Genomic DNA, 21,908 nt, shown 5'->3' on the forward strand with positions numbered 1-21,908 from the left:
GAGACACGTGTCGCCTATGTCCTGAGACATCTGTCGCCTATGTGTTGAACCACAACACCTCCGAGCGCGCAAACAAAACCCGTCGAGCGATACCCGGCCTGGGGTTTCTCATGGGCGGAGCGCGTTGCCCTCGCTGTTGTATGCGTTGATCGACTTGGTGATGAGCTGACTCATCGTGGCCCGGTAGGTTGGCCGACAACCCGTTCGCGGATACGTGACCGGGTCGAGTCGCGCCATACCGGCGACCTGGATGTCAGCGAGCTGGCACGCCGGCGTTGATGTGGCAGTGGTGCGCGACCGAGGGTCTTCGCGAGGTACTGCTGGTGGTGGTTCCGTGGACAGGTACTAGCGGCGTGGCCCCGATGTTGGCATCGCCTGGGTCGGCTCTGCGGTGACGAGTCGCGATGTCATCACCGGGTTTTGGGTTGCGGCTTGAATCGTCGGATCTCATGGGGCCAGCCGCAGGCTTCGGCGATCTTGCCGGCCCACATCTTTGCGGCCTCGTCGTCGGCGACGTCCACCACGGCGAATCCGCCCAGGAATTCCTTGCTCTCGACGTATGGTCCGTCGGTCATCATCACGGTGCCACTGGTGGGGTCGGCGCTGTAGACCGGCCCGTCTTCCTCCTCCAGCCCACCGGCGAACACGTACACGCCAGCAGCCTTCATCTCGTCCACGACCGCCATTGCGAGCGGCCCGCGCCCGCCGAACCACTCCTCGGTGTGGTCGCCCACCCACTGCTGGTTGAAGTAGATGAGGTACTCGTTCATCTTTCCTCCTTGTCCCGGCGGCCTCGTCCCGAGGCCTTCACCTGTTCCACGAACGCCTCGCTCCGGATCCGACAGGCTGCCGGCAGGTTTTCACGGCTACGAGTTGTCCACCGCACTCATGCCGCGATCCGTGCTTCGGACTGTCGCAGATCACCTGGCGGACAAGCGCCTGGCGGATCCCGTACCAGGTCTGTTGGGGTTCGAAAGTACGCACCGTCGCCAGGTCGGAAGGCCGACTCTCAGGATGACCCGTAGCAGGTGGCGATCGCGGCGGCGCGGTTGCGGAGGGAGGTGCGCAACCACTGTGGGGACAGGGCTTCCGCATTAGTGGCGAGCTGCCAGAGAGCCCATTCGGCGTGTCTGGAGTCTTGGAAGGTGACCTCCAGCCGCAGCCAGCCGTCTGCGTCGGCCTCTTCGGCGAGGACGGCCAGCGCGGTGCCCACCAGGTCCTGGCGGCGCGCCGGGTTCACCCGTACCAGCACGCTGACCTGGTCGCCGCCGGTCCGAAACTGCGTGCTGCGTTCCTGCCAGGCCCGGTCCAGGTCGACCCGGTCCGGTCGCTGTGCGGGTTCGTCGAGTTCCTCGGCGGCCAAGATCCGGGGCAGCCGGTACGTGCGGTCTTCGCCAGACCTCGTGGCCAGCAAGTAGCCCTGGCCGCGTACGGTGACCAGGCCGATCGGGTCCACCGTGCGCCACTTCGGGGCCTGGTCCGCAGCCGCGTAGTGGATGCGCAGCTTGTGTCCGGCGAACACCGCGCGCCGTACCTCGGCCACTACGGTGTCGGGCACCTCGTCAGCGACCTGCCGCCGCGACAGGAGGTCGGTCTCCGGGTCGATGAGCAATCGTCGGGCCGCGCCGGCCGCGGTGGCCCGATAGCTCTCGGGGAGCGCGTCGACCACCTTGCGCATGGCCGAAGCGAGCGCCGCGCCGAGGCCGAACGCCTGCGCGCCGCGCCGCGATCCGGCGACCAGCAGCGCAAGTGCTTCGTCGTGGTTCAGTCCGGTCAGCTCGGTCTGAAAACCGGGCAGCAAGGTGAACCCGCCGTGCCGGCCGCGTTCTGCGTAGACCGGGACGCCGGCTGCCGACAGCGCCTCGATGTCGCGCAGCACGGTGCGGGTGGATACCTCCAACTCGCGGGCCAGCGCGGTCGCGGACAACCGACCGTGCTGGCGCAGCAGCAGCACCAGCGACACCAATCGGTCGGCGCGCATGCGAAAACCTTAGCGGAATACACGACACAGGATGTCGTGTATTCCTTGGCAGGCTGGTCAGCATGACAAACAAGCCAGTGGCCACCGAGCCGAACGACCTGGGCAGGTACTTTATCGAGCGCGGCAACGCGGGTGACGTCGACGGACTGGTGGCGTTGTACGAACCGAACGCCGTACTGGCGTTTCCGCCGGGCAACCTCGCGACCGGGCATGCGGAGATCCGCAAGGTGTACGAGGAGTTCGTCGCGGCCGCGCCGGTGCTCTCGCCGGGTAGGCAGCATCCAGCGCTGGTCAGCGGCGACCTGGCACTCACCGTGTCCACGCTAACCACCGGTGAGATGACCGTCGAGATCGCCCGTCGCCAGTCCGATGGGTCGTGGCTATGGGCCGTGGACCAGCCGGTACTCGTGCCGTAGCGAGGCGGCGGTGGGCCGGCGCGGTCGAGCCCACCGCCGTACAGCACGGGCGTCGCGCCGCTTTGGGCGAGTGCCTCAGACATGGACTTGGCGTCATAGGGCTGGGGGTACGACGATGAGACGCATCGCGACGATCGGCGTCTACGGCTTTACGGCCGAGGCTTTCGTCGAGAACCTCACCGGCGAGGGCGTCGGGCTGCTGCTGGACCTCCGCCAGCGTCGCGGCGTTCGGGGCCGCGAGTACTCCTGGGCGAACTCGGCGCAGCTCCTGCGCGCACTCGCCGCGGCGGACATCGGCTACCGGCAAGTGAAGGAACTAGCGCCGACCACCGAGCTGCGCCAGCTCCAGTACCGCGAGGACGACCGCCAGGGCGTGGGCAAGCGCAACCGCATCGTGCTGGCGCCTGAGTACGCCGAGCGCTACACCCGTGAAATCCTCGACCCGTTGGACCTCGACGCGCTCGTGGCCGAGCTTCCGACGTACTCGACGACCGCGCTCCTCTGTGTCGAGCGCGACCCGGAGGCATGTCACCGCTCCCTCGTAGCCGCGCGCCTGCACGCCGAGCACGGCTTACCAGTCACGCACCTCCGCCCGACCTAAGCCAGGTCGCGGCGGTACACGTCGACCGCCAGACCGCGCACCGTCTCTCGTCGGTCTACAACGAATCCGAGCCGCCGAGCCAGCCGTGCGCTTGCAGTGTTGTCGGGATGGATGACGGCAATGAGGTGACGATCGGCAAGGTTCGCCGCCGCCCAGTCGATCCAGGCCCGCGCACCTTCCTGGGCGATCCCAAGACCCTGGGCTTCACGGCACAGCACGTACCCGAGTTCAGTCTCGCCCCACTCAGGCCAAAACGAGAGGCCGATACGCCCGAGCACTTGTCCTGTCGCTCGCCAGATGACCGCACTCTGTCCGTAAGCGCGTTCTTCCCACACCCGAGCAAACCATTCAGCCTGATCCCGGGTGGACTCAGCGGTCAACGACTGACCGCCCACATACCGGGCGACCTCAGGATCGGAGTAGACACTCCACAGCTCGGACGCAAACTCCGGCCCCAACGGTACCAACCGAAGCCGGGTCGTCTCCAAGATCATCTGCTCACCCTCACACAGTCCACCCGCCGTCTGCTGGGAGAGAGGTCGTTGTGGCTCGTAGCCGGCTGGGCCACACTGCGACGGTGGTGGAGGCGCATGTGGTGATCAACGGGGTGCGGCATTGGGTGCGTGTGGTTGGCGAGCCGCACGTGGGGACGCCGCTTGTGGTGGTCCATGGCGGGCCCGGCGGGTTCATCTATGACTTCGAGCGGCTGACCGGCCCGGCGCTCGAGCAGCTTGGTCCGGTTGTCTACTACGAACAGCGCGGTTGCGGTCGCAGCGGTCGACCATCGGACGGTCAGTACTCGATACCGCTCCTTGTCGACGATCTCGAGCAGCTGCGCCGGCAGTTGGACCTTCCGAGGATCGCGCTGCTCGGCATCTCGTTCGGCGGCGACCTGGCAGCTGAGTACACAGTCGCCTACCCCGAGCGGGTCACCGCGCTGATCCTTCAAGGCACCGCTCTAGCCGGCCCGCTCACTCCGTCACCGTGGGGTTCCGGCTTCGAGGCGGTCGCCACCGACGACAAGATGCGCGCCGCGATCCGTGCGGCAGTCAAGCGGTCCGGACCGTACGCCGCCTGGGACGTCGTCGATCGGGAGACCACCGACCGCTTCCTGTTCCACCAGCCCACCTCGGCCAAGCAAGTCCGCGCCCTTTGGGAGGACAGCGGACTCGTCAACACGGGTGAGATGTCGGCCGGCTTGGCCAATCAACCGCCGCGACCTGTACCCCTCGTCGACGAACTGGCGGCCCTGGATGTCCCGGTTCTGGTGATGGTCGGCTTCTGGGATCGCAACGCGGGTGTCGACGCCTGCCGCGACCTAGCCACCCGCCTTCCCCATGCACGTCTTCGGGTCTTCGACGACAGCGCCCACTTCCCCAACGTGGAGGAAACCGAACGCTACGTCGACGAGATCGCTGTGTTCCTCGCGGCCCGGGGCACTGCGGGCTCGTAGGACCGTCATCGCGGAGCGCCTGCAGCTGCGTGCACCAAGCAGCTGAACGACCCGGGATCCGACCGTGGTGGTGTTGTTGGAACACCGATCGAGGGGTCGGCATAGGTCGGTCGGTCGGGGATTATGTGTCGGGTTGCTGGATGATCGGGGTCTGGGGTCGCAGGTTGGGCGATTTGGGTTTGGTGAGGAGGGGTTGTGGCTAGTTTTGGGCGGTCGGATGACTTGCGGGGGGCGGAGTTTGTTGACGTCAACCTCAAGGGGGCTCGGTTTGTGGGGGCTGATTTGTCTGGGGTTGTGATGCGCGGCGTTGATGTGCAGGGGGTGGATATCGACTCGCCGTGGCTGTTCGAGGGTGGGAGTTTGCTGGTCAACGGTGTCGACGTGACCTCGTTTGTCGACGCCGAGCTCAATCGTCGCTTTCCCGGCCGCGCCGAACGAGGTGCGAGAGATCCAGAAGGACTGCGTGCGGCCTGGGCTGCGCTCGAGCGGACGTGGGCGGCCACGCTCGAGCGCGTCGCGGCGATGCCCGCGGGTACGGTCGACGTGTCGGTGGGTGGCGAGTGGTCGTTCGCGCAGACGCTTCGGCATCTGGTGATGGCCACGGACGTGTGGCTTCGCCGGGCGATCCTGGAGATCGAACAGCCGTTCCATCCTCTCGGTCTCGCGTACGACGGCGCCGCGGACGAAGGCCTAGACATGTCGGTCTTCACGACTGACACACCGTCGTACGCCGAGGTGCTGGAGGCCCGGGCGGGTCGCGTCGCGATGGTGCGCGACTTCCTCGACGCGGTCACCGAGGACGAACTGGCTGTGCCGCGCAAGAACCCGTGGTCCCCCGACTACCCGGAGACCACCCTCTCCTGCCTGCACGTGATCCTCGGTGAGGAATGGGAGCACCAACGGTACGCCGTCCGCGACCTCGACGCGATCGAGGCGCAGGACGACGCGAGCTCTCCAGCAGCCGAACCGGGCCGTTGACCGCCCGGCCCGAGCTTGAAGATCGGCGCTAGCGGGTGTCGCGGGTGTGGGGCTGCGGGCCGTGGTGGGGCGGGGAGGTGGAGGTCGGGCGGTTGAGGGTCGTTCGGGTGGGGCGGTGGTGGACGGCGTTGGTGGCGGGGGCGGTGCCGGAGAAGGCGACGTCGACGACGTCCTTGGTCGGCCGGCTTGACGGCGCGGGTTGCTCGGTCGAGCGTTCGCGCTGGAGGGACGGGGCCGAGCCGGTGCGGTAAGTGTTCTCGAGGCGGGCGACCGCGCGGAGTCCTTCGAAGAAGGCTGCCTCACCGAGGGCTGCCGACTCGCGCCGGCGGTTTGCGATCGGCATCCTGGTCGCCAGGGCCGCCAGCGAACGGAACGGCGTACGCATCGCCTGGTCGATCTCGCGTTTCACCCGGCGCATGTCCTCCGGCGGCACCAACTCCGGCAGCTCCGAGCTCTCGTACATGAGGTCGACCGCGACCGGCCACTTGCCGTCGGACAGGGCGCAGTTCATCCTCCGGAGGATCTCGTCGCGCGTGACGCCGGACTGGTCCCCGATCCGTTCGGTCAGTACGTCGACCGCGGGAAGGTAGTGCTGGTACCTGGGGACCTCCGTGACGGACTTGATGCCCGGCGCAACCTGTTCGAGTCCGAGTTCGTCGATGTAGCGGTCGAGATTGCGAACGGCCCACGCCTCGGTGGCGCCTTCTTCCAGTGCGCTGCGCGCAGCGTCGGGACTGAGCGGTGTGTCTCGCTCGTCGCCGTTGTCTCGGCCGGCAGGCGCGAGCATGTGGGCGTTCTCGTGCAGCACGACCAGCAGCGCGCTGCGGTATCGCACGAGGGTCGCGGCGTCGAGCTGCTGTCCCTGGCGGGCGAACATCTCCTGCAGCGGTTTGACGACCTCGTCATGGTGATACCGGAGCGTCCCGTCCCAGTCCGCCGTACCGAGGACGATGCCGTTGTCGACCGTCCGCGTCGGTCCGAGTCGTCCCCGTCGCCAGGACGAATGATCTGCGCCGGACAACGCCAGGGCCGCCTCGGCCTGGCGGTCCATGAGTTCGTCGAAGCTTCGGACGCCCGGTCGGCCCGGTACGGTCGGCGGAGTCATGGACGGTCAGGTTTACCGGAGCGCTCCAGAACGTCGATCAGCTTGGCGAGCGTCTCGTTCATCCCGAGGATGGCGAACCGCTCCCCGACATCGACGGTCTCGTCCGCGATCCTGGTGATCTCCGCGATCCCCGCCTCGGCCCGGGCCTTGCGCTCGGCAACAGTTCCGTCGCCGCTCCCGGCACGAGCCAGTACTGCGCCGGCTCGGGCCATCCTGTCCTCCGCCTCGGGGGACGTCTCGTTCGCCCACTGTTCCAGCAGGTACTCGGCGGTCTGCCGCCGGTCCGACGGCTCGATGGACGGCACGATCGCCCGCAGGCGCTCCAACTCGGCCGCCGCATCGTCCCGGTCGAGCCGCCCGAACGTCCAGTCCTCGTGGGCGCGCTTGTACCGACCGAAGAACTCCTCGTACTCCATGCCCACCTCGATCCTCGCCGTCGCAGCGATTATCCCCGACTCCAGAGCCAGCAGCAGTCGGACGTACGACCACTGCTGGAACTCACGCCAGCCGCCGCGTCAGCCAATCCCTCTCACCCCACGACGCGTTTGTGGTAGCTGATGAGGTCGCGGATCTCGACGGTGACCTGGGTGTTGACGCCAGGAGCTGCTTCGAGCTGGCCGCAGAGGATCTCGAGGGTCAGTTCGCCCAAGCGGGTTTTCAGGGCGTCGTCCCGGCCCGGAAGGATGGCCAGGTCGACGTGGATCATTGCCCGGCCGGCTTCGCCGTTGCCGATGACCGCGTCGTCGATCGGGCGGAAGCGGGTCTTGAAGTCCGGTAGGGAACTGCCGATCAGCTCGGCCGCGGCGGGGTGCAAGGCCAGCGCGAATCCGCGCCGGTCGAACGCATCCGCCAGGGACTCGGAGTACTCGACAGTGATCTGCGGCATGTCGCTCATTATCGAGCAGACCACGAGATGGACAAGCGGTTGCCGGCGAGGCTTCTGGGATAGGTTCGTCGAGTGGAGGGCCTTATGTCATTGGGATTCCGTACGGCGACCGCACGCGACGCCGAGCAGGTTGCGTGGCTGCACGCCGACAGTTGGCGGCGGCACTACCGGGGCGCGTATTCGGACTCGTTCCTCGACGGCGACATCGACACCGACCGGCGCACGGTCTGGTCGGAGCGCCTCGCCGCATCGACCGGCACCGCGACCGTCCTGGCCGAGTACGACGGCCAACTCGTCGGCTTCGTCCACGTCATGTTCGACCACGATCCGCGGTGGGGCAGTCTCGTCGACAACCTGCATGTTCACCACAGCCAACGCCGTACCGGCATAGGCAGCCAACTCCTCGCCCGCGCAGCGCAGTCCGTCACCGACGAGGCGACCGGCAACGCGATGTACCTGTGGGTCCTGCAACAGAACACCGCAGCCCAGGCCTTCTACTACGCAGCCGGCGCGACCTGCGTCGAGACCTCGACCGTTCCCCCGCCCGGCGGCGACCCCACCCGCCTCAACGGCTCACCCAAGTGCCTCCGCATGACCTGGCCCGACGCCGCACGCCTTGCGACAGGTTGACCGTAGAGACGTCACGCCAAGGAAGGCGTTCCGCTGGGGGTCGGTGACTCCGGTCGTACTGCGGACTGTCGTCATCATGTCACCTCGGTAGCGGAGTGCGGTCGCTGTAGCCGAGCATCTGGTCGTACAGGTCGGTACGACGGTCGCGGTGGAGATCGTTCAACTGGTTCCAGATCGGGGCCGTTCGGGCGGCCGTCAGGTCGATGTCCGCGTAGATGATGGTGTCCTCGTCCGGCCCGGCGATCCGGTCGATCGGCCATCCGTTCGTGCCGGCGATCAACGAGTTGCCCATGAATCCCGCGTTCCGTTCCTGGCCGATCCGGTCCGCGGTGGCGATGAAGACGTTGTTGGCGTGTGCTGCGGTCATGGTCAGGTACGCCGCCATGCAGACACCGCTCGCGTCGTACAGAGGCGGCGGCGTCCAGACCCAGCCGGTGGGTACGCAGATGATGTCCGCGCCCAGCTGCGCCACGATCCGCGCGGTCTCCGGGAACCAGATGTCCCAGCAGACGAGCAGTCCGATCCGGCCGATCCTGGTGTCGAACACCGAGAAACCTTCGTCGCCGGGGGTGAACCACAGCTTCTCGGTGTTCCACAGGTGGGTCTTGCGGTATCGGCCGATGAACCCCTCCGGGCCGACGAGTACGGCGGTGTCGTACAGCTTCACACCATCGCGCTCGGCCACACAGCCGACGATGTACGCGTTCCGCGCGGCGGCGATCCGGGCGAACAGCTCCACGGTCGGCCCGTCCGGAACCGGTTCGGAGTGGGCGTACGCCTCCTCGCGGCTCTCGAACACGTAGCCGGTGGTCGCGAGTTCGGGAAGGACGATGAGGCCGGCTCCCTCATCGGCCGCCGCGGTCAGCCGCTCCTCCACCGCCATGGCGTTGGCCTTGAGGTTCTCGACCCCGACCCGCGGTTCGAACTGCACGACCGCGACCCGCACCGGGCTCACCCTCTGATCCGCGCTCTCCTGCGGCTGTGTCGTCATGACGTCGCCTCCTCCGCTGTCCACTCAGAAGTGGTTTCAAGTTGAAACCGATTGAGCAGGAGCGTAGGGGATCTGGTTTATACTTGCAACCACTTGGCTCCTACCGATGTGCGGCCGCCCGGCCGCATCACCAAGGGGGACGTGAATGCCGCAGCGTGTGACTCACGAGCGGGCGGAGTGCCCGGTCGCCAGGGCGGTCGACGTCATCGGGGACCGCTGGTCGCTGCTCATCGTCCGGGACGCCTTCGACGGCATCAGCCGGTTCAGCGAGTTCCAGCGGAACCTGGGCCTGGCGAAGAACATCCTCTCGTCGCGGCTCCGAGAACTCGTCGCGCACGGCATCCTCGAGATCCTCCCGGCTGCCGACGGGAGCGCGTACCACGAGTACGCCCTGACGCAGAAGGGCCGGGATCTCTTCGTCATCCTGGTCAGCCTCCGCCAGTGGGGCGAGGACCATCTTTTCGAGGACGCGGAGCCGCACTCGGTCCTGCTCGACGCGCAGAACGGGAAACCGGTCCGGAAACTCGAGGTCACCGACGCCGCCGGGCGCCATCTGGACCCCTCCGAAGCGTTCGTCCGCAAGGTCGCCGGCTGACTCCGGCGCCACGATGAAAGCGGCGTGAAACCGCGATCGGGCAGAGTGGACGGATGCGGCCACTGATTGTCTTCTGCGATGTGAGTGTCGACGGGTTCATGGCGGGGCCGGACAACGATCTCGGCTTCACGGTGGACGACCCTCGCCTGCTCGACGAGCTGACCGGCGAGCTGAGATCTGTTGCGGACACGATCATCTGGGGGCGGAAGTCGTTCACTCCGTCGGGTGCCTACTGGACCGCGGCGGACGGCGAGCTCGCCGACTGGATGAACGCGACGCCGAAGGTGGTGCTCTCGTCGGACAGCGGCTTCGACGTCAGTCCCTGGGCGAACTCGACGCTCGCGGCCGGTGACGGGGTGGATCAGGTACGGCGGCTGAAGGATTCCGCGGGTGGAAGCCTGGTGGTGTTCGGCGGTGTCCGGACCGTTCGTTCACACGTCGCCGCAGACCTCGTCGACGAGTACTGGCTGAAGTTCAACCCCGCCATCGTCGGCCACGGCGGCTCGATGTTCGCCGACGTACCCCACCCCAGATCCCTCACCTTGCGCACCGCCCGCACCTACCCCTCCGGCACAGTCGCCCTGATCTATCGACCTCAGGTTCCAGCAGGAACCAGTAGTTGACTGTCGGCCCTTGGGAGGCGAGCCCGCCGCCCATGGCGTCGTACAACGCGCGAGCCGCAGTGTTCGCCGCACCGGTGGTGAGGAACATCTTGGTTGCTCCGGCGCTCGTGCCTTCGTTCATGAAAGTCCGCAGGAGCTGCCGGCCGATGCCCGAACGGCGGTACGCCTCGTCGACCTCGAGTTGGTGCAGGTAGAGCATCGACGAGCCGTCGGGGCGGATGAGGTGATACCCCCAGCACCACCCGGCGACTTCCGGTCCGTTGAGCGCAACAAACGTCAGACCGCCCGAGTCGGCAGCACCCTGTACCCCCATGAACTTCCGCACTGCCCGCTCGAGCAGCGCCCGATCGGGTACGACGACATCGATGCCCATGAGCAAACCCAACGTGCCGGCCGCCGCGTCGGCAAGTGGTTTGATCAGGCACCGAAGATCGTGCATCGATCGGTTGGGCCGATGCAGCCGCTGCGACAAGTAGCTCCGCAGTACTCGCCGAGGGGCGTGGTGAGTACTGCGCAGCCGCCTAGTTGGCTTCCTTGGTGGCCCAGTAGTGCCATTGGGGGGATACGACTGGGGATCGGGTCAGGCCGTCCGGCCAGGTGGCCGGCAGGTCGTGACTCCGAGCCGCGTACAGGATCACCTCCGATGCGGTGCGGTCGCCGCGAACGGCGACGCGGGCGGCGGTCTCGGCGCGCATGTCGGCCAGATAATGGATGGCCGGCAGGAACTCCGCACTCAGCCGCGTGCTGAGCCGCCCGACCGGTTCGTCGTCGATCCTGATCTCGACCACCATCCGGTGCCGGTCCTGGATGCAGTCCTCCTCCTCGATCGCGTGCAGGGTGGCGTACGCCCAGCACTCGCCTTCGGGGCGGAGGAACGGTGCCAGTACGTCGGGACGCACCTCGCTGCCCGGGACGACGATCGCGCTGCCGGGCGGCAACAGGTGATAGCTGCCTGGCGGGGGCAGATTCACCGGGACCAGCATGTGCGGCTGCCCGAGGGCCACCGCGACACTCGCGTGGAACCGCGTCCCCTGGTCGGCCTTGCCGTCCCAGTCGGCCGGTTCCCACTCACTCACCCACAGGTGGCACGGCACCCGCGGTTGCAGGCCTTGTGCCACCAGATCCGACAGCACCGGGTGGTACCGGTGTGCATCGTCCCTCGGCAGGTAGCCGACAACCTTCCCCTGCACCCGTACGGCGATGGATCGGGGATCGAAACGGTTGTGCGGTTCCGGGACCAGGTCCGCCTCGGTGTCCAGGTCTGCTCCACGCGCTGGGATGGGGTCCGGGAACAGGCTTCGGATCGCCTGCTCGTGCGGGGCCTCCCGCACGACCTCCTGACCGCACCACAGGGCGTCTCCCCACAGACTGAACGGAATCAGTTCCATTCGTGCCCTCCAGTCCACTATGACCGGCTTTACTCGGCTCATCCCGGCCAGGACCCTGGCCGTTACACCGAGTGAGCGGATGAAAACTAGACTGCCCAGTGAAGGGCCGTTTCACGCCTGAAACAAGGGTCTGTTGCGCAAAGGTTTCCCCGCGTCCGTACTGTGGACGCGAATTGTCTTGTGCAGCGAGCGAATCGGCGAAGATCGTGCAAATGCACGGGAAGGAAGCTCATGCAGGGCAGTAGTTCAGTCGCTCGATCGACGTCCGGCGCGGACCCGAAAACCGTTGACGCGGCAGCGGTCGACGACGCGGTCAAGCGGCTCGACGGCGTCGCCGTACGTACACCGTTGCAACGCAATCTCCGGCTGTCCGAACGCACCGGCGCCCAGGTCTGGCTCAAGCGCGAGGACCTGCAGATCGGCCGTTCCTACAAGCTCCGCGGCGCCTACAACCTGATCGCCCAGCTCGACGACGCGCAGAAGTCGGCCGGCGTGGTCTGCGCCAGCGCCGGCAACCACGGCCAGGGCCTCGCCTACTCGTGCCACATCCTCGGCGTCCACGGCAAGGTCTTCGTTCCCCGTACGACGCCCCGCCAGAAGCGCGACCGGATCGCCGCCCTCGGCGGCAAGCAGATCCAGGTGGTCGTCACCGGGGACACGTACGACGACGCGGCTGCCGCGGCCCTCGCCGACGCCGAGGCCACCGGGGCCACGATGGTGCCCGCGTTCGACGACCCGAGAACCGTTGCAGGACAGGGAACGGTCGCGGTCGAGATCGTCGATCAGCTCGGTCAGGCGCCCGACGTACTGGTCGTGCCGGTCGGTGGCGGTGGCCTGATCGCCGGCGTCGCGACCTGGCTGACCGAGCGGCATCCCGGCGTACGCATCGTCGGTGTCGAGCCGGCCGGCGCGGCCAGTATGGCGGCGGCGCTCGAGGCCGGTGAGCCGGTGACGTTGCCGCACCTGGACAGCTTCGTGGACGGCGCCGCGGTACGACGGGTCGGCGACGTGACGCTCCCGTTGGTCGCCGAGGCCGGCGTCGAGATGATGTCGGTCCCGGAAGGCCTGGTCTGCAGCGAGATGCTGGAGCTCTACCAGACCGACGGACTGATCGCCGAGCCCGCCGGCGCCCTCTCGACAGGTGCCCTGGGCAACGGTCTCGACATCCGCCCGGGTGAGACCGTGGTCTGCCTGCTGTCCGGCGGGAACAACGACGTCAGCCGGTACGGCGAGATCCTCGAACGATCGCTGGTGCACGAAGGCCTGAAGCACTACTTCCTGGTGACGTTCCCGCAGGAGCCCGGTGCGCTGCGGACGTTCCTGGACGAGGCGCTCGGGCCGGACGACGACATCACGCTGTTCGAGTACGTGAAACGGAACAACCGGGAGACCGGCGTGGCGCTGGTCGGCATCGAGATCAGCCGGCCCGACGACCTCGACGGGCTGCTGAACCGGATGGAGGCGGCACCGCTCGACATCGAGCGGATCCACCCCAACTCCCCAGAGTTCCGCTACCTGATCTGAACCCACCGATCCGCACGCAAGCTGGGTCACCTGATCCGCACGCGCTGATCCAGCCGGGGAGGCTGGGCCACCGGATCCGCACGCACTGATCCCGCCGGGGAGCCTGGGCCACCTGTTTCCGGTCAGGTGCCGTGTTCGGCCCCGTTGCGCTCCGGCGGGATCAGTGCGTTCGGGTGTCTCTAGTGCTTCGAGTGCTTCGGGTGCGTCTCCGGCTGGTCGGTCTGCGGTGCCTGCCGACGCGGGTCGTCCGGGTGCCGGCCGTCGGCCCAGTGCTCGTCGGTCGGTTGCCCGTCCCGGCCCCACGCGGAGTCACGCTCCCAGTCCCGGTTGGACCCATCCCGGTCCTGCCCCTGCCACCGGTCCTCAGTCCCGTCGCGGTCGCTGCCCCAGGTGGCGGCCTGCGGTGTGGACTCGTCCGGGCGCAGGTTCTGTGCCTGGGTCCGGTGCTCGTCGACCTCGCTCCGGGCCTCCGCCGCAGCCTCGCGCCGCTCGGTCGCACCGGCCGCGAGCCGACGGGCCTCGGCGGCCTTCTCGTCCGCGATCGCCTGCGCCTTGCGTGCCCGTGCCTCGACCTCGTCGGCCGCGGCCTGCTGCTTCTCCGCGCGTGCCGCCGACGTCCTCGCCTGCTGCTCGTGCTCGTACGCCTCCCGGCGGTCCCGTTCGGCCCGGCGCTTCGCCGACGTCCGCGTCGCCCCGGCGATCAAAGCCACCAGGATGACGAGGGCCGCCAGCGCAACGACGATCCACAGGACGGTCATTCCGTCCATCGTTCCTCCTCGGCTCGGTGTTCCGACCCCCGGTACCCCCTGACCCGAAGGGCTAACGTGGCGGCCGCACCGCGGAGTTCTAGATGCCCGAGGCAACAGTGAGGACAACGGTGTCACCGGTGCGGCGTACCGGGGCCGTCCGGTCGAGCCCCGGCGGCGGATCACACCGTTGCTGTCGGGTTTCAGACCAGGCCGCGGCGGGCGGCCCAGACGATTGCCTCGATGGCGGTGCCGAAGCCGAGGCGGTCGCAGACCATCCGGGTACGGCGGCGGACGGTCCGCTCGGACAGGTCGAGCCGGCGCGCCACGGAGTCCACCGGCAACCCGGTGGCGAGCAGCCGGAGCAGTTGCAGGTCGTCGTGACTGATCTCGCGCGGCGGCACCCGGCGAGCCGGCGGTCGGATTTCCTGGGGGAGGACGGTCATACGGATCACCTTGTTCCGAACACCCGGGACTCGGCGGCGTCCCAGTCGGCCGGTTTTGCCTGCGGCTCGTAGCGCCGCAGTCGATGGGTGGCGCGGACGAGGGCGCGCATCGCGGCCAGGTCCGGCAGTGGTTCGCCCAGCGCGCGGGCCTGGACGAGGACGTTGCCCAATGCGGACGCCTCGACCGGTCCGGCCAGCACGGGCAGGCGACAGGCGTCGGCGGTCAACTGGCAGAGCAGTTCGTTCTGGGAACCGCCGCCGATGACGTGCAGTACGTCGACCGGCCGGTCCGCGATCGACTGCGCCGACCGCAGTGTGCGGCGGTAGGCCAGCGCGAGACTCTCCAGGACGCACCGGACCGTGGCGGCCTTGGACCGCGGCGGCTCCTGGCCGGTCGCCCGGCAGTGCTCCTCGATCCGGCGCGGCATGTTGCCCGGAGCAAGGAACTCGGGTGCGTCCGGGTCGATCAGTACGGCGAACGGCGGGGCGCCGGCGGCGTCGCGCAACAACCCGGGCAGGTCGTCGTCGCCCCAGCTCCGCTGGCACTCCTGCAGGATCCAGAGCCCCATCACGTTCTTCAGGAACCGGATCCGGCCGTCGACGCCGCCCTCGTTGGTGAAGTTGGCCTCCCGCGCCTCGGCGGTCAGCACCGGTCCGTCCAACTCGAGTCCGACCAGCGACCATGTCCCGGACGAGATGTACGCGAACCGTTCGTCAGCAGCCGGTACAGCGACCACGGACGAGGCCGTGTCGTGCGATCCGACCGCGATCACCGGCGTACCTGCAGCCAATCCGGTCTCGTCGGGCAGCACGGTCCCGATCACGTCGCCGGGCTCCCGCAGTTCCGGCAGCAGCTTCATCGATACACCAACGCGCTCTGCCAACTCCTGGCTCCACGCCCGAGCCCGCACGTCGTACAACTGCGTCGTCGAAGCGTTGGTCCGCTCAGCCCCCACCTCCCCCGTGAGCCAGTAGGCCAGCAAATCAGGAATCAACAACAACCTCTCCGCCTGCTCGAGCAGCGGCTCGGCGGCTAGTTGGTAGAGGGTGTTGAAGGGGAGTTGTTGGAGGCCGGTGATGGTGTAGAGGGTTTCGGGTGGGATGGTCTTCTGGACCTTTTCCATCACGCCGTTGGTGCGGGAGTCGCGGTAGTGGACCGGGTTGCCGAGTAGGCGGCCGGCGCTGTCCAGGAGGCCGTAGTCGACGGCCCAGGAGTCGATGCCGATGCCGTCGACGGGTCCCGCCGTACGCAGGCCGTCGAGCATGGAGCGGTAGAGGTGCAGGATGTCCCAGTGCAGCGTGTTGCGGACCTGCACCGGCCCGTTCCAGAAACGGTGAATCTCGGACAACTCCAGCACACCGTCACCGACGGAGCCCAGCATCACCCGCCCGCTGGACGCCCCCAGATCCACCGCCGCGACACGTTTCATGGCTGCACGACAGTCAGATCGAGGTGCAGCAGGTCCGCGACCGCCTCCAGGTCCTTGGCGCGGTGACCGGTCCCGAGCGCCCAGTGGTGCGCGACACCCGACCCCGACCACGCGTCCGTCCACTCACCCGGGTCACATCCGAAGTCGACCCGCGACGTCGTGTTCCCGATCTGCAGCAGCGGTCCGGGTACGACGGTGCCCTCGGACGCGATCAGGTTGAACGACCCGTCCCGCCGCTGACCGAGACCGCACGCGGTCACCGGCCCGTGCTTGACGTCGAACTCGACCGACACACCCCAGCCGCGCTTGCCGTGGTACACCCCGAGCCCGCGCAGCAACGGCTTGTCCGAGCTGATCGCCAGGTGCGCCGGCCCGTCGTGACCCATCTCGACCACGTTGTCGTGGAAGTTCAGTGCCTGCAGTTCGGTGAACGAGCCACCCGCACCGAGCCGATCCATCACCAGCATCGCCAGCGACGTCCGCAACTCGTACTCACCCGCCGCCGGAATGCCCCTTGCCGTCAGCAACGACGCCCCGAGGATCATCCCGGCCGCGACCCGCTCGTGCAGCTCGCCGTCGAGCCCGCGGTGGTAGTACGCCAGCGTGTCCAGCCCGAAGTCCTCGACCAGCCGGTCGAGCGCGACCGACACCGTCGCACCCCAGCGGAAGTCCTCCTCGACGACCGAGTCGTCGAGCGTGAAGATCTCCCGGGCCAGGTCCATCCGGGCCGCGGTCTCCGCCTCGGTGACCTTCTCCACCCGGACGCGGAGGTCGTCGATCTCGAGGATCTCGACGTGACCGCCGAGCTGCGCCGACACCAACGTCGGGTCGGTGATCACGTCCATCATCCCGGGGTAGAGATGCCCGAGCAGACCGTGCCGCCCGTGCCGGAACGCGGCCCGGACGCCGGCCGCCCGGATCCATCGGTCGATCCGGGCCCAGGCCCGCTCGTCCTCGAGGTACCCCGAGACCGACCGGAAGTCGATCCCGCAGCGCTCGAAGGCGTTCGCCATCTCCGGCAGCGGGCAGGCGCCGCAGTACGCGAGCCATGCACCGGTGTCGAAGGTGGCGTGGTTCATCGACTCGGTCGGCTGCAGGTTGAGCAGCAGCACCGGCGCGCCGCTGCGCTGCGCGACCGGGACCAGCATCGACGCGGTCATGTACGTCGTGAGGAAGCCGACGATCAGGTCGCAGTCCGCCACCCGCAGCTTCTCCGCAGCGGCGGCGCCTTCCTGCGCGTCCGAGATGAACCCGACGTCCACGACCTCGCAGTCCATCTCGGAGAACCGCGACGACACCCGCCGGGCGGACTCCTGCAACTGCGGAAGCAGGTCGGGGAACTGCGGCCAGTACGCACCCAGACCGCCCGCGACCAGACCGATCCTGGTCTTGCGCGGCGTGATCCGCTCCAGCCCCGGGCGGACATCCACCAACTCGGTCATCCGACTCCTCCTAACGCAGGAACGCGGCGGCTACGCCGGCATCGACGGGTACGTGCAGACCGGTCGTGTGGGTGAGTTCGCCACCGGTCAAAGCGAAGACGGCCGCCGCGACGTGCTCCGGCAGCACTTCCCGCTTCAGCAGCGTGCGCTGCGCGTAGTACGCACCCAGCTCCGACTCCGGTACGCCGTACACCGCGGCACGCTGTGCGCCCCAGCCCTTGGCGAAGATCCCGGATCCGCGCACGACGCCATCGGGGTTCACGCCGTTGACGCGGATACCGTGCTCGCCGAGCTCGGCGGCGAGCAGCCGGACCTGGTGGGCCTGGTCGGCCTTGGCCGCGCCGTACGCGACGTTGTTCGGGCCGGCGAACACCGCGTTCTTGCTGGAGATGTAGACGATGTCGCCGCCGATGCCCTGGTCGATCAGGATCTTCGCGGCCGCCCGGGAGACCAGGAACGACCCCTTCGCCATCACGTTGTGCTGCAGGTCCCAGTCCCTGTCCGTCGTCTCCAGCAACGACTTGGAGATGGACAGTCCGGCGTTGTTGACGACCAGATCGACGCCCCCGAAGGCCAGTACGGCGGTCCGCAGGGCCTCCTCGACCGCCTCGGCGGACGACACGTCGGCGCCCACGGCAACGGCCACGTCGGCGCCGCCGATCTCCTTGGCCACCGCCTCGGCCGCGGCCTGGTCCAGGTCGGCCACCACGACGCAGGCGCCCTCCGCGGCCAGTCGCTGCGCGATCGCCTTGCCGATCCCGGAACCGCCACCGGTCACGAACGCGACCCGCGTCGCCAGCGGCTTGGGCTTCGGCATCCGCTGCAGCTTCGCCTCTTCCAGCGCCCAGTACTCGATCCGGAACTTCTCGCTCTCGTCGATCGGAGCGTACGTCGAGACGGCCTCGGCGCCACGCATCACGTTGATCGCGTTCACGTAGAACTCGCCGGCCACCCGCGCGGTCTGCTTGTCCTTGCCGAAGCTGAACATGCCGACCCCGGGAACGAGCACGATCGCCGGGTCCGCGCCGCGCATCGGCGGACTGTCCGGCTGGGCATGCCGGTCGTAGTAGGCCGCGTAGTCCTCGCGGTACTGCAGATGCAGCTCTCGCAGCCGCGTGACGGCCTCCTCGATCGGCGCGGTCGCGGGCAGGTCCAGCACGAGCGGCCGCACCTTGGTCCGCAGGAAGTGGTCCGGGCAGGACGTGCCGAGCGCCGCCAGCGGGGCCAGCTTCTCGCGGGACAGGAACTCCAGTACGACGTCCGAGTCGGTGAAGTGACCCACCTGCGGTTTGTCCGTCGACGCGAGCCCACGGACGACCGGTGCCAGCGCCGCGGCCCGCAACCGCCGTTCCGAGGCCGGCAGTGGCTCGAAGCCGGGCACCACGGCACCGAAGGGTTCGGGCTTGCCACGCTCGGCCAGGAAGCGTTCCGCCGTACGGATGATGTCGAGGGAGTTCGCCTCGCACTCCGCCGAGGTGTTGCCCCACGCGGTGATGCCGTGACCGCCGAGGATGCAGCCGATCGCCTGCGGGTTGTCCTTCTTGACCTGGGCGATGTCGAGACCGAGCTGGAACCCGGGCCGCCGCCACGGCACCCAGACCACCCGGTCGCCGAAGCACTCGGCGGTCAGCTTCTCGCCGTCGGCCGCGGTCGCCAGCGCGATCCCGGAGTCCGGGTGCAGGTGGTCGACGTGCGGAGCGTCGACCAGACCGTGCATCGCGGTGTCGATCGACGGCGCCGCGCCGCCCTTGCCGTGCAGGCAGTAGTCGAAGGCGGCGACCATCTCGTCCTCACGGTCGACGCCCGGATACACGTCGACCAGCGCGTTCAGCCGGTCCAGCCGCAGGACCGCCAACCCGGCAGCGGTGAGGGTGCCGAGGTCACCGCCGGAGCCCTTCACCCACAGCAGGTCGACCGGCTGCTGCGTCACGGGGTCGGTCGTCGTCCCCTTCGCCGAGGTGTTGCCGCCGGCGTAGTTGGTGTTGCGCGGATCGGCACCCAGTCTGTTGCTTCGCGCAACGAGTTCGGCTGCAGTGTCGGTCATGATGGCTCAGGCTCCCCATCCGGCCTGCTGGCCGTCGGCTCGGTCCTTGACGATCTGCTCGTAGTACCCGCTGCGGTGGTAGGCCGCGATCGGGTCCGGGTCCAGCCCCTGCGACTCGCGCAGCTCGGCGAGCAGCGGCCGGACGTCGGTGTTGTAGGCGTCCATCAGTACGGCGTTGGCGGTCAGCACGTCACCCTCCTGCTGGGCCTTGCGCAGCGCGTCCCGGTCGACCAGCAGCGCCTTCGCGGTGGCCTCCTGGACGTTCATCACCGAGCGGATGATGGCCGGGATCTTCACCTCGATGTTGTGGCACTGGTCGAGCATGAAGGCGATGCCGCGGTCCGGGTCGAGCGCGTCGCCGCGGACGATCTCGTTCATGATCCGGAACAACTGGAACGGGTCGGCCGCACCGACCATCAGGTCGTCGTCGGCGTAGAACCGGCTGTTGAAGTCGAACGCGCCGAGCTTGCCGGCCCGGAGCAGGAAGGCGACGATGAACTCGATGTTGGTCGACGGCGCGTGGTGCCCGGTGTCGATGCACACCGTTGCCTTCGGCCCCAGTTCCAGGCAGTGCGCGTACGACGTACCCCAGTCCGGGACGTCGGTGGTGTAGAAGGCCGGCTCGAACAGCTTGTACTCCAGCAGCATCCGCTGGTTGTCGCCGAGCCGCTCGTAGACCTCCCTCAGCGCGGCCGCGAGCCGGTCCTGCCGGTCCTGGATGTCGTCCTGGCCCGGGTAGTTGGTGCCGTCGGAGAACCACAGCTTCAGGTCGCGGGACCCGGTCGCGTCCATGATGCCGACGCACTCGAGCAGGTGGTCCGTCGCCTTCCGCCGGACCCGCGGATCGGGGTTGGTGACGCTGCCCAGTTTGTAGTCGTCGTCCTGGAACACGTTGCTGTTGATCGCGCCGAGCCGGACGCCCTGCTCCTTCGCGTACGCGGCCAGGGCCGAGTAGTCGTCCACCTTGTCCCAGGGGATGTGCAGCGCGACGCTCGGGGCGACGCCGGTGAACTTGTGCACCACGGCGGCGTCGGCGATCTTCTCCTCCGGCGAGCGCGGCACACCGGGCTGGCTGAAGACCTTGAACCGGGTGCCCGAGTTGCCGAACGCCCACGACGGCAGTTCGATCTCCTGGCGGCTCAGGGCGGCCTTCACGGCTTCGGTCGTCATGGTTCTCAGTCCCCTTCAGGATCTACTGCAGTCAGGTGGAAGATCTCGGGCAGCAACTGGAACGACTCGTCCGGTGGTCGCCAGTCGTTCCCGGTGAAGAACTCGGTCATCTGGGCCTGCCACCGGGCGTTCACCTCGGTCGCCGCCATCGCCTTCTGCGCCGCCTCCAAATCCTCGGACTCGACGTATCCGATCAGCAGCCCGTCGTCGCGGAGGAAGAGCGAGTAGTTGTGCCAGCCGGCGTCCCGGAGTGCGGCCTGCATCTCCGGCCAGACGTTGCGGTGGCGTTCGACGTACTCCTCCATGCGGTCGGGTTTGACCTGGAGGCAGAAGCAGTAGCGATTCACGGGACGGCCCTCAGAAGTTGAACTGGTCGATGTTGGCGGCGGTGAACTCGGTCGGCGGGCCGAGCACGATCTCGCCGTCGGCGCCGATGGTGTACTCGCCGAGCTTTCCGGCCTTGAACTTCTCGCCCTGCGCGCCGGTGATCTGACCCGAGCTCAGCGCGGCACCGGCGTACGCCGCCAGGTAGCCGATGTCGGCCGGGTTCCACAGCGCGAACTTCTTCACCGTGCCGTCCTTGACGTACTGGCGCATCTGGTTCGGCAGGCCGAGACCGGTGATGGCGACCTTGCCCTTGTAGCTGGACGCGCTGACGTAGCGGGACGCGGCCGCGATGCCGACCGTGGTCGGGGAGACGATCACCTTGAGGTTCGGGTAGGACTGCAGCAGGCCCTGGGCCTCCTGGAACGACTTCTGGTCGTCGTCGTTGCCGTAGGCGATCTTCACCAGCTTCAGCTTCGAGTTCTCCGGCTTGGCCAACTCGGTCTGCATGACCTTGATCCAGGAGTTCTGGTTGGTCGCGTTCGGCGTCGCGGACAGGATGGCGATCTCACCGGAACCGCCGGCCAGTTCACTGGCCATCTTCACCAGGCTCTCGCCGATGCCCTGGGTGGTGGCCTGGTTGATGAACGCGTCCCGGCAGGTCTTCGACGCGTCGGAGTCGAAGGTGACCACCTTGATCCCGGCCTTGCGGGCCTGGTTCAGCGACGGGCAGACCGCGTTCGGGTCGTTCGCCGCGACCACGATCACGTCCTGCTGCTGCTGGATCAGCGTGTTGATGTAGCTGACCTGGGAGGACGCGCTGGCGTCGTTCGGGCCGACCAGTTTGTACTCGCCCTTGATCTCCCCGACCGCGACCTTGCCTCCGCCGACCTCGACGTCGGTGTACGGGTTGTTCAGCTGCTTGGGCAGGTAGGCGATCTTCAGGCCTTCCTTGAGCGGGGCGTTCGGATCGGCCTTGCCGGCGGTGGCCGCCGGGGCGGTGGTGTTCTCACCGGCCGTGTCGGACCTCGTCGTACCGCCGCCGCAGGCCGTCAGGGCCAGGGCGACGACGGTCAGCGCCGCCACACCGCCTCCCCAGCCCCGAGCGAAGCGAAGGGCTGGTTCTCTCGTGTTT

Annotated in this window: 25 protein-coding genes; 8 read left to right on the forward strand and 17 right to left on the reverse strand. The window is 68.1% G+C overall.

Features of this window, described 5'->3' with window-relative positions; genetic code table 11:
* Positions 1-410: 410 nt before the first annotated feature.
* Both ACYVOK_RS35615 and ACYVOK_RS35620 read right to left on the reverse strand, forming a co-directional pair.
* Entirely contained in the window at positions 411-770 is a 360-nt protein-coding gene (locus ACYVOK_RS35615; protein ID WP_460667025.1) for a YciI family protein, read from the reverse strand.
* Between the two features lie 239 nt (positions 771-1,009).
* On the reverse strand, positions 1,010-1,981 hold the full coding sequence (locus tag ACYVOK_RS35620) for a helix-turn-helix transcriptional regulator (RefSeq protein WP_460667026.1): 972 nt from the start codon (positions 1,979-1,981) through the stop codon (positions 1,010-1,012).
* Between the two features lie 62 nt (positions 1,982-2,043).
* Between ACYVOK_RS35620 and ACYVOK_RS35625 the strand changes: the two genes are divergently transcribed.
* Positions 2,044-2,397, forward strand: coding sequence for a YybH family protein (locus ACYVOK_RS35625; RefSeq protein WP_460667027.1), 354 nt, complete (start codon positions 2,044-2,046; stop codon positions 2,395-2,397).
* 115 nt (positions 2,398-2,512) lie between these two features.
* Positions 2,513-2,998 (forward strand): DUF488 family protein, N3 subclade, encoded by a 486-nt coding sequence (locus ACYVOK_RS35630; RefSeq protein WP_460667028.1) that lies wholly within the window; start codon positions 2,513-2,515, stop codon positions 2,996-2,998.
* Here ACYVOK_RS35630 and ACYVOK_RS35635 read toward each other — a convergent pair.
* Entirely contained in the window at positions 2,995-3,492 is a 498-nt protein-coding gene (locus ACYVOK_RS35635; protein ID WP_460667029.1) for a GNAT family N-acetyltransferase, read from the reverse strand. The two genes, ACYVOK_RS35630 and ACYVOK_RS35635, sit on opposite strands and share 4 nt — an antisense overlap.
* Positions 3,493-3,575: 83 nt before the next feature.
* Between ACYVOK_RS35635 and ACYVOK_RS35640 the strand changes: the two genes are divergently transcribed.
* A complete protein-coding gene (locus ACYVOK_RS35640; protein WP_460667030.1) occupies positions 3,576-4,451 on the forward strand; it encodes an alpha/beta fold hydrolase in 876 nt (291 codons plus the stop codon).
* 195 nt (positions 4,452-4,646) lie between these two features.
* Entirely contained in the window at positions 4,647-5,429 is a 783-nt protein-coding gene (locus tag ACYVOK_RS35645) for a DinB family protein (RefSeq protein ID WP_460667031.1), read from the forward strand.
* Between the two features lie 28 nt (positions 5,430-5,457).
* Here ACYVOK_RS35645 and ACYVOK_RS35650 read toward each other — a convergent pair whose 3' ends face one another.
* The 3 genes from ACYVOK_RS35650 to ACYVOK_RS35660 form a co-directional block, all read right to left on the reverse strand.
* The gene (locus ACYVOK_RS35650) at positions 5,458-6,534 is read right to left on the reverse strand and encodes a hypothetical protein (RefSeq protein WP_460667032.1); all 1,077 of its coding nucleotides are present in this window, start codon (positions 6,532-6,534) and stop codon (positions 5,458-5,460) included.
* Positions 6,531-6,950 (reverse strand): hypothetical protein, encoded by a 420-nt coding sequence (locus tag ACYVOK_RS35655; RefSeq protein ID WP_460667033.1) that lies wholly within the window; start codon positions 6,948-6,950, stop codon positions 6,531-6,533. The genes ACYVOK_RS35650 and ACYVOK_RS35655 overlap by 4 nt, the downstream gene beginning before the upstream one ends.
* A gap of 113 nt (positions 6,951-7,063) precedes the next feature.
* Positions 7,064-7,420, reverse strand: coding sequence for a 5-carboxymethyl-2-hydroxymuconate Delta-isomerase (locus ACYVOK_RS35660; RefSeq protein WP_460667034.1), 357 nt, complete (start codon positions 7,418-7,420; stop codon positions 7,064-7,066).
* 84 nt (positions 7,421-7,504) lie between these two features.
* Between ACYVOK_RS35660 and ACYVOK_RS35665 the strand changes: the two genes are divergently transcribed.
* Positions 7,505-8,050, forward strand: coding sequence for a GNAT family N-acetyltransferase (locus tag ACYVOK_RS35665; RefSeq protein ID WP_460667035.1), 546 nt, complete (start codon positions 7,505-7,507; stop codon positions 8,048-8,050).
* A 79-nt stretch (positions 8,051-8,129) separates the two neighbouring features.
* Here ACYVOK_RS35665 and ACYVOK_RS35670 read toward each other — a convergent pair whose 3' ends face one another.
* Positions 8,130-9,041, reverse strand: a complete 912-nt coding sequence (locus ACYVOK_RS35670) for a nitrilase family protein (RefSeq protein WP_460667036.1) — start codon at positions 9,039-9,041, stop codon at positions 8,130-8,132.
* Positions 9,042-9,186: 145 nt separating this feature from the next.
* Between ACYVOK_RS35670 and ACYVOK_RS35675 the strand changes: the two genes are divergently transcribed.
* Positions 9,187-9,636: a winged helix-turn-helix transcriptional regulator gene (locus ACYVOK_RS35675; protein ID WP_460667037.1), complete on the forward strand. Its 450-nt coding sequence runs from the start codon at positions 9,187-9,189 to the stop codon at positions 9,634-9,636.
* A 53-nt stretch (positions 9,637-9,689) separates the two neighbouring features.
* Positions 9,690-10,259 carry a dihydrofolate reductase family protein gene (locus ACYVOK_RS35680; RefSeq protein WP_460667038.1) on the forward strand — a complete coding sequence of 190 codons (570 nt, stop codon included), beginning with the start codon at positions 9,690-9,692 and terminating at the stop codon, positions 10,257-10,259.
* On the opposite strand, the gene ACYVOK_RS35685 is transcribed toward ACYVOK_RS35680, so the two are convergent.
* Positions 10,174-10,698: a GNAT family N-acetyltransferase gene (locus ACYVOK_RS35685; protein WP_460667039.1), complete on the reverse strand. Its 525-nt coding sequence runs from the start codon at positions 10,696-10,698 to the stop codon at positions 10,174-10,176. The genes ACYVOK_RS35680 and ACYVOK_RS35685 overlap by 86 nt on opposite strands.
* Before the next feature lie 82 nt (positions 10,699-10,780).
* Positions 10,781-11,647 (reverse strand): HIRAN domain-containing protein, encoded by an 867-nt coding sequence (locus tag ACYVOK_RS35690; protein ID WP_460667040.1) that lies wholly within the window; start codon positions 11,645-11,647, stop codon positions 10,781-10,783.
* Positions 11,648-11,878: 231 nt separating this feature from the next.
* On the opposite strand from ACYVOK_RS35690, the gene ilvA reads away from it, so the two are divergent.
* A complete protein-coding gene (ilvA, locus tag ACYVOK_RS35695; RefSeq protein ID WP_460667041.1) occupies positions 11,879-13,171 on the forward strand; it encodes a threonine ammonia-lyase IlvA in 1,293 nt (430 codons plus the stop codon).
* A 179-nt stretch (positions 13,172-13,350) separates the two neighbouring features.
* On the opposite strand, the gene ACYVOK_RS35700 is transcribed toward ilvA, so the two are convergent.
* From ACYVOK_RS35700 to rhaS, 8 genes are all read right to left on the reverse strand, one after another.
* Entirely contained in the window at positions 13,351-13,938 is a 588-nt protein-coding gene (locus ACYVOK_RS35700; RefSeq protein ID WP_460667042.1) for a hypothetical protein, read from the reverse strand.
* A gap of 182 nt (positions 13,939-14,120) precedes the next feature.
* Positions 14,121-14,363: a LuxR C-terminal-related transcriptional regulator gene (locus tag ACYVOK_RS35705; protein WP_460667043.1), complete on the reverse strand. Its 243-nt coding sequence runs from the start codon at positions 14,361-14,363 to the stop codon at positions 14,121-14,123.
* 5 nt (positions 14,364-14,368) lie between these two features.
* Positions 14,369-15,793: a rhamnulokinase gene (locus tag ACYVOK_RS35710; RefSeq protein ID WP_460667044.1), complete on the reverse strand. Its 1,425-nt coding sequence runs from the start codon at positions 15,791-15,793 to the stop codon at positions 14,369-14,371.
* On the reverse strand, positions 15,790-17,235 hold the full coding sequence (locus ACYVOK_RS35715; protein WP_460667045.1) for an arabinose isomerase: 1,446 nt from the start codon (positions 17,233-17,235) through the stop codon (positions 15,790-15,792). The genes ACYVOK_RS35710 and ACYVOK_RS35715 overlap by 4 nt, the downstream gene beginning before the upstream one ends.
* A 10-nt stretch (positions 17,236-17,245) precedes the next feature.
* Positions 17,246-19,279, reverse strand: a complete 2,034-nt coding sequence (locus ACYVOK_RS35720) for a bifunctional aldolase/short-chain dehydrogenase (protein ID WP_460667046.1) — start codon at positions 19,277-19,279, stop codon at positions 17,246-17,248.
* 6 nt (positions 19,280-19,285) lie between these two features.
* The gene (gene rhaI, locus ACYVOK_RS35725) at positions 19,286-20,449 is read right to left on the reverse strand and encodes an L-rhamnose isomerase (protein ID WP_460667047.1); all 1,164 of its coding nucleotides are present in this window, start codon (positions 20,447-20,449) and stop codon (positions 19,286-19,288) included.
* Between the two features lie 5 nt (positions 20,450-20,454).
* Positions 20,455-20,796, reverse strand: coding sequence for an L-rhamnose mutarotase (locus ACYVOK_RS35730; protein WP_460667048.1), 342 nt, complete (start codon positions 20,794-20,796; stop codon positions 20,455-20,457).
* 10 nt (positions 20,797-20,806) lie between these two features.
* Complete coding sequence (gene rhaS, locus ACYVOK_RS35735) at positions 20,807-21,859, reverse strand: rhamnose ABC transporter substrate-binding protein (RefSeq protein ID WP_460667049.1); 1,053 nt, start codon at positions 21,857-21,859, stop codon at positions 20,807-20,809.
* Positions 21,860-21,908 lie beyond the last annotated feature (49 nt).

This window comes from Kribbella swartbergensis, from assembly GCF_054784135.1.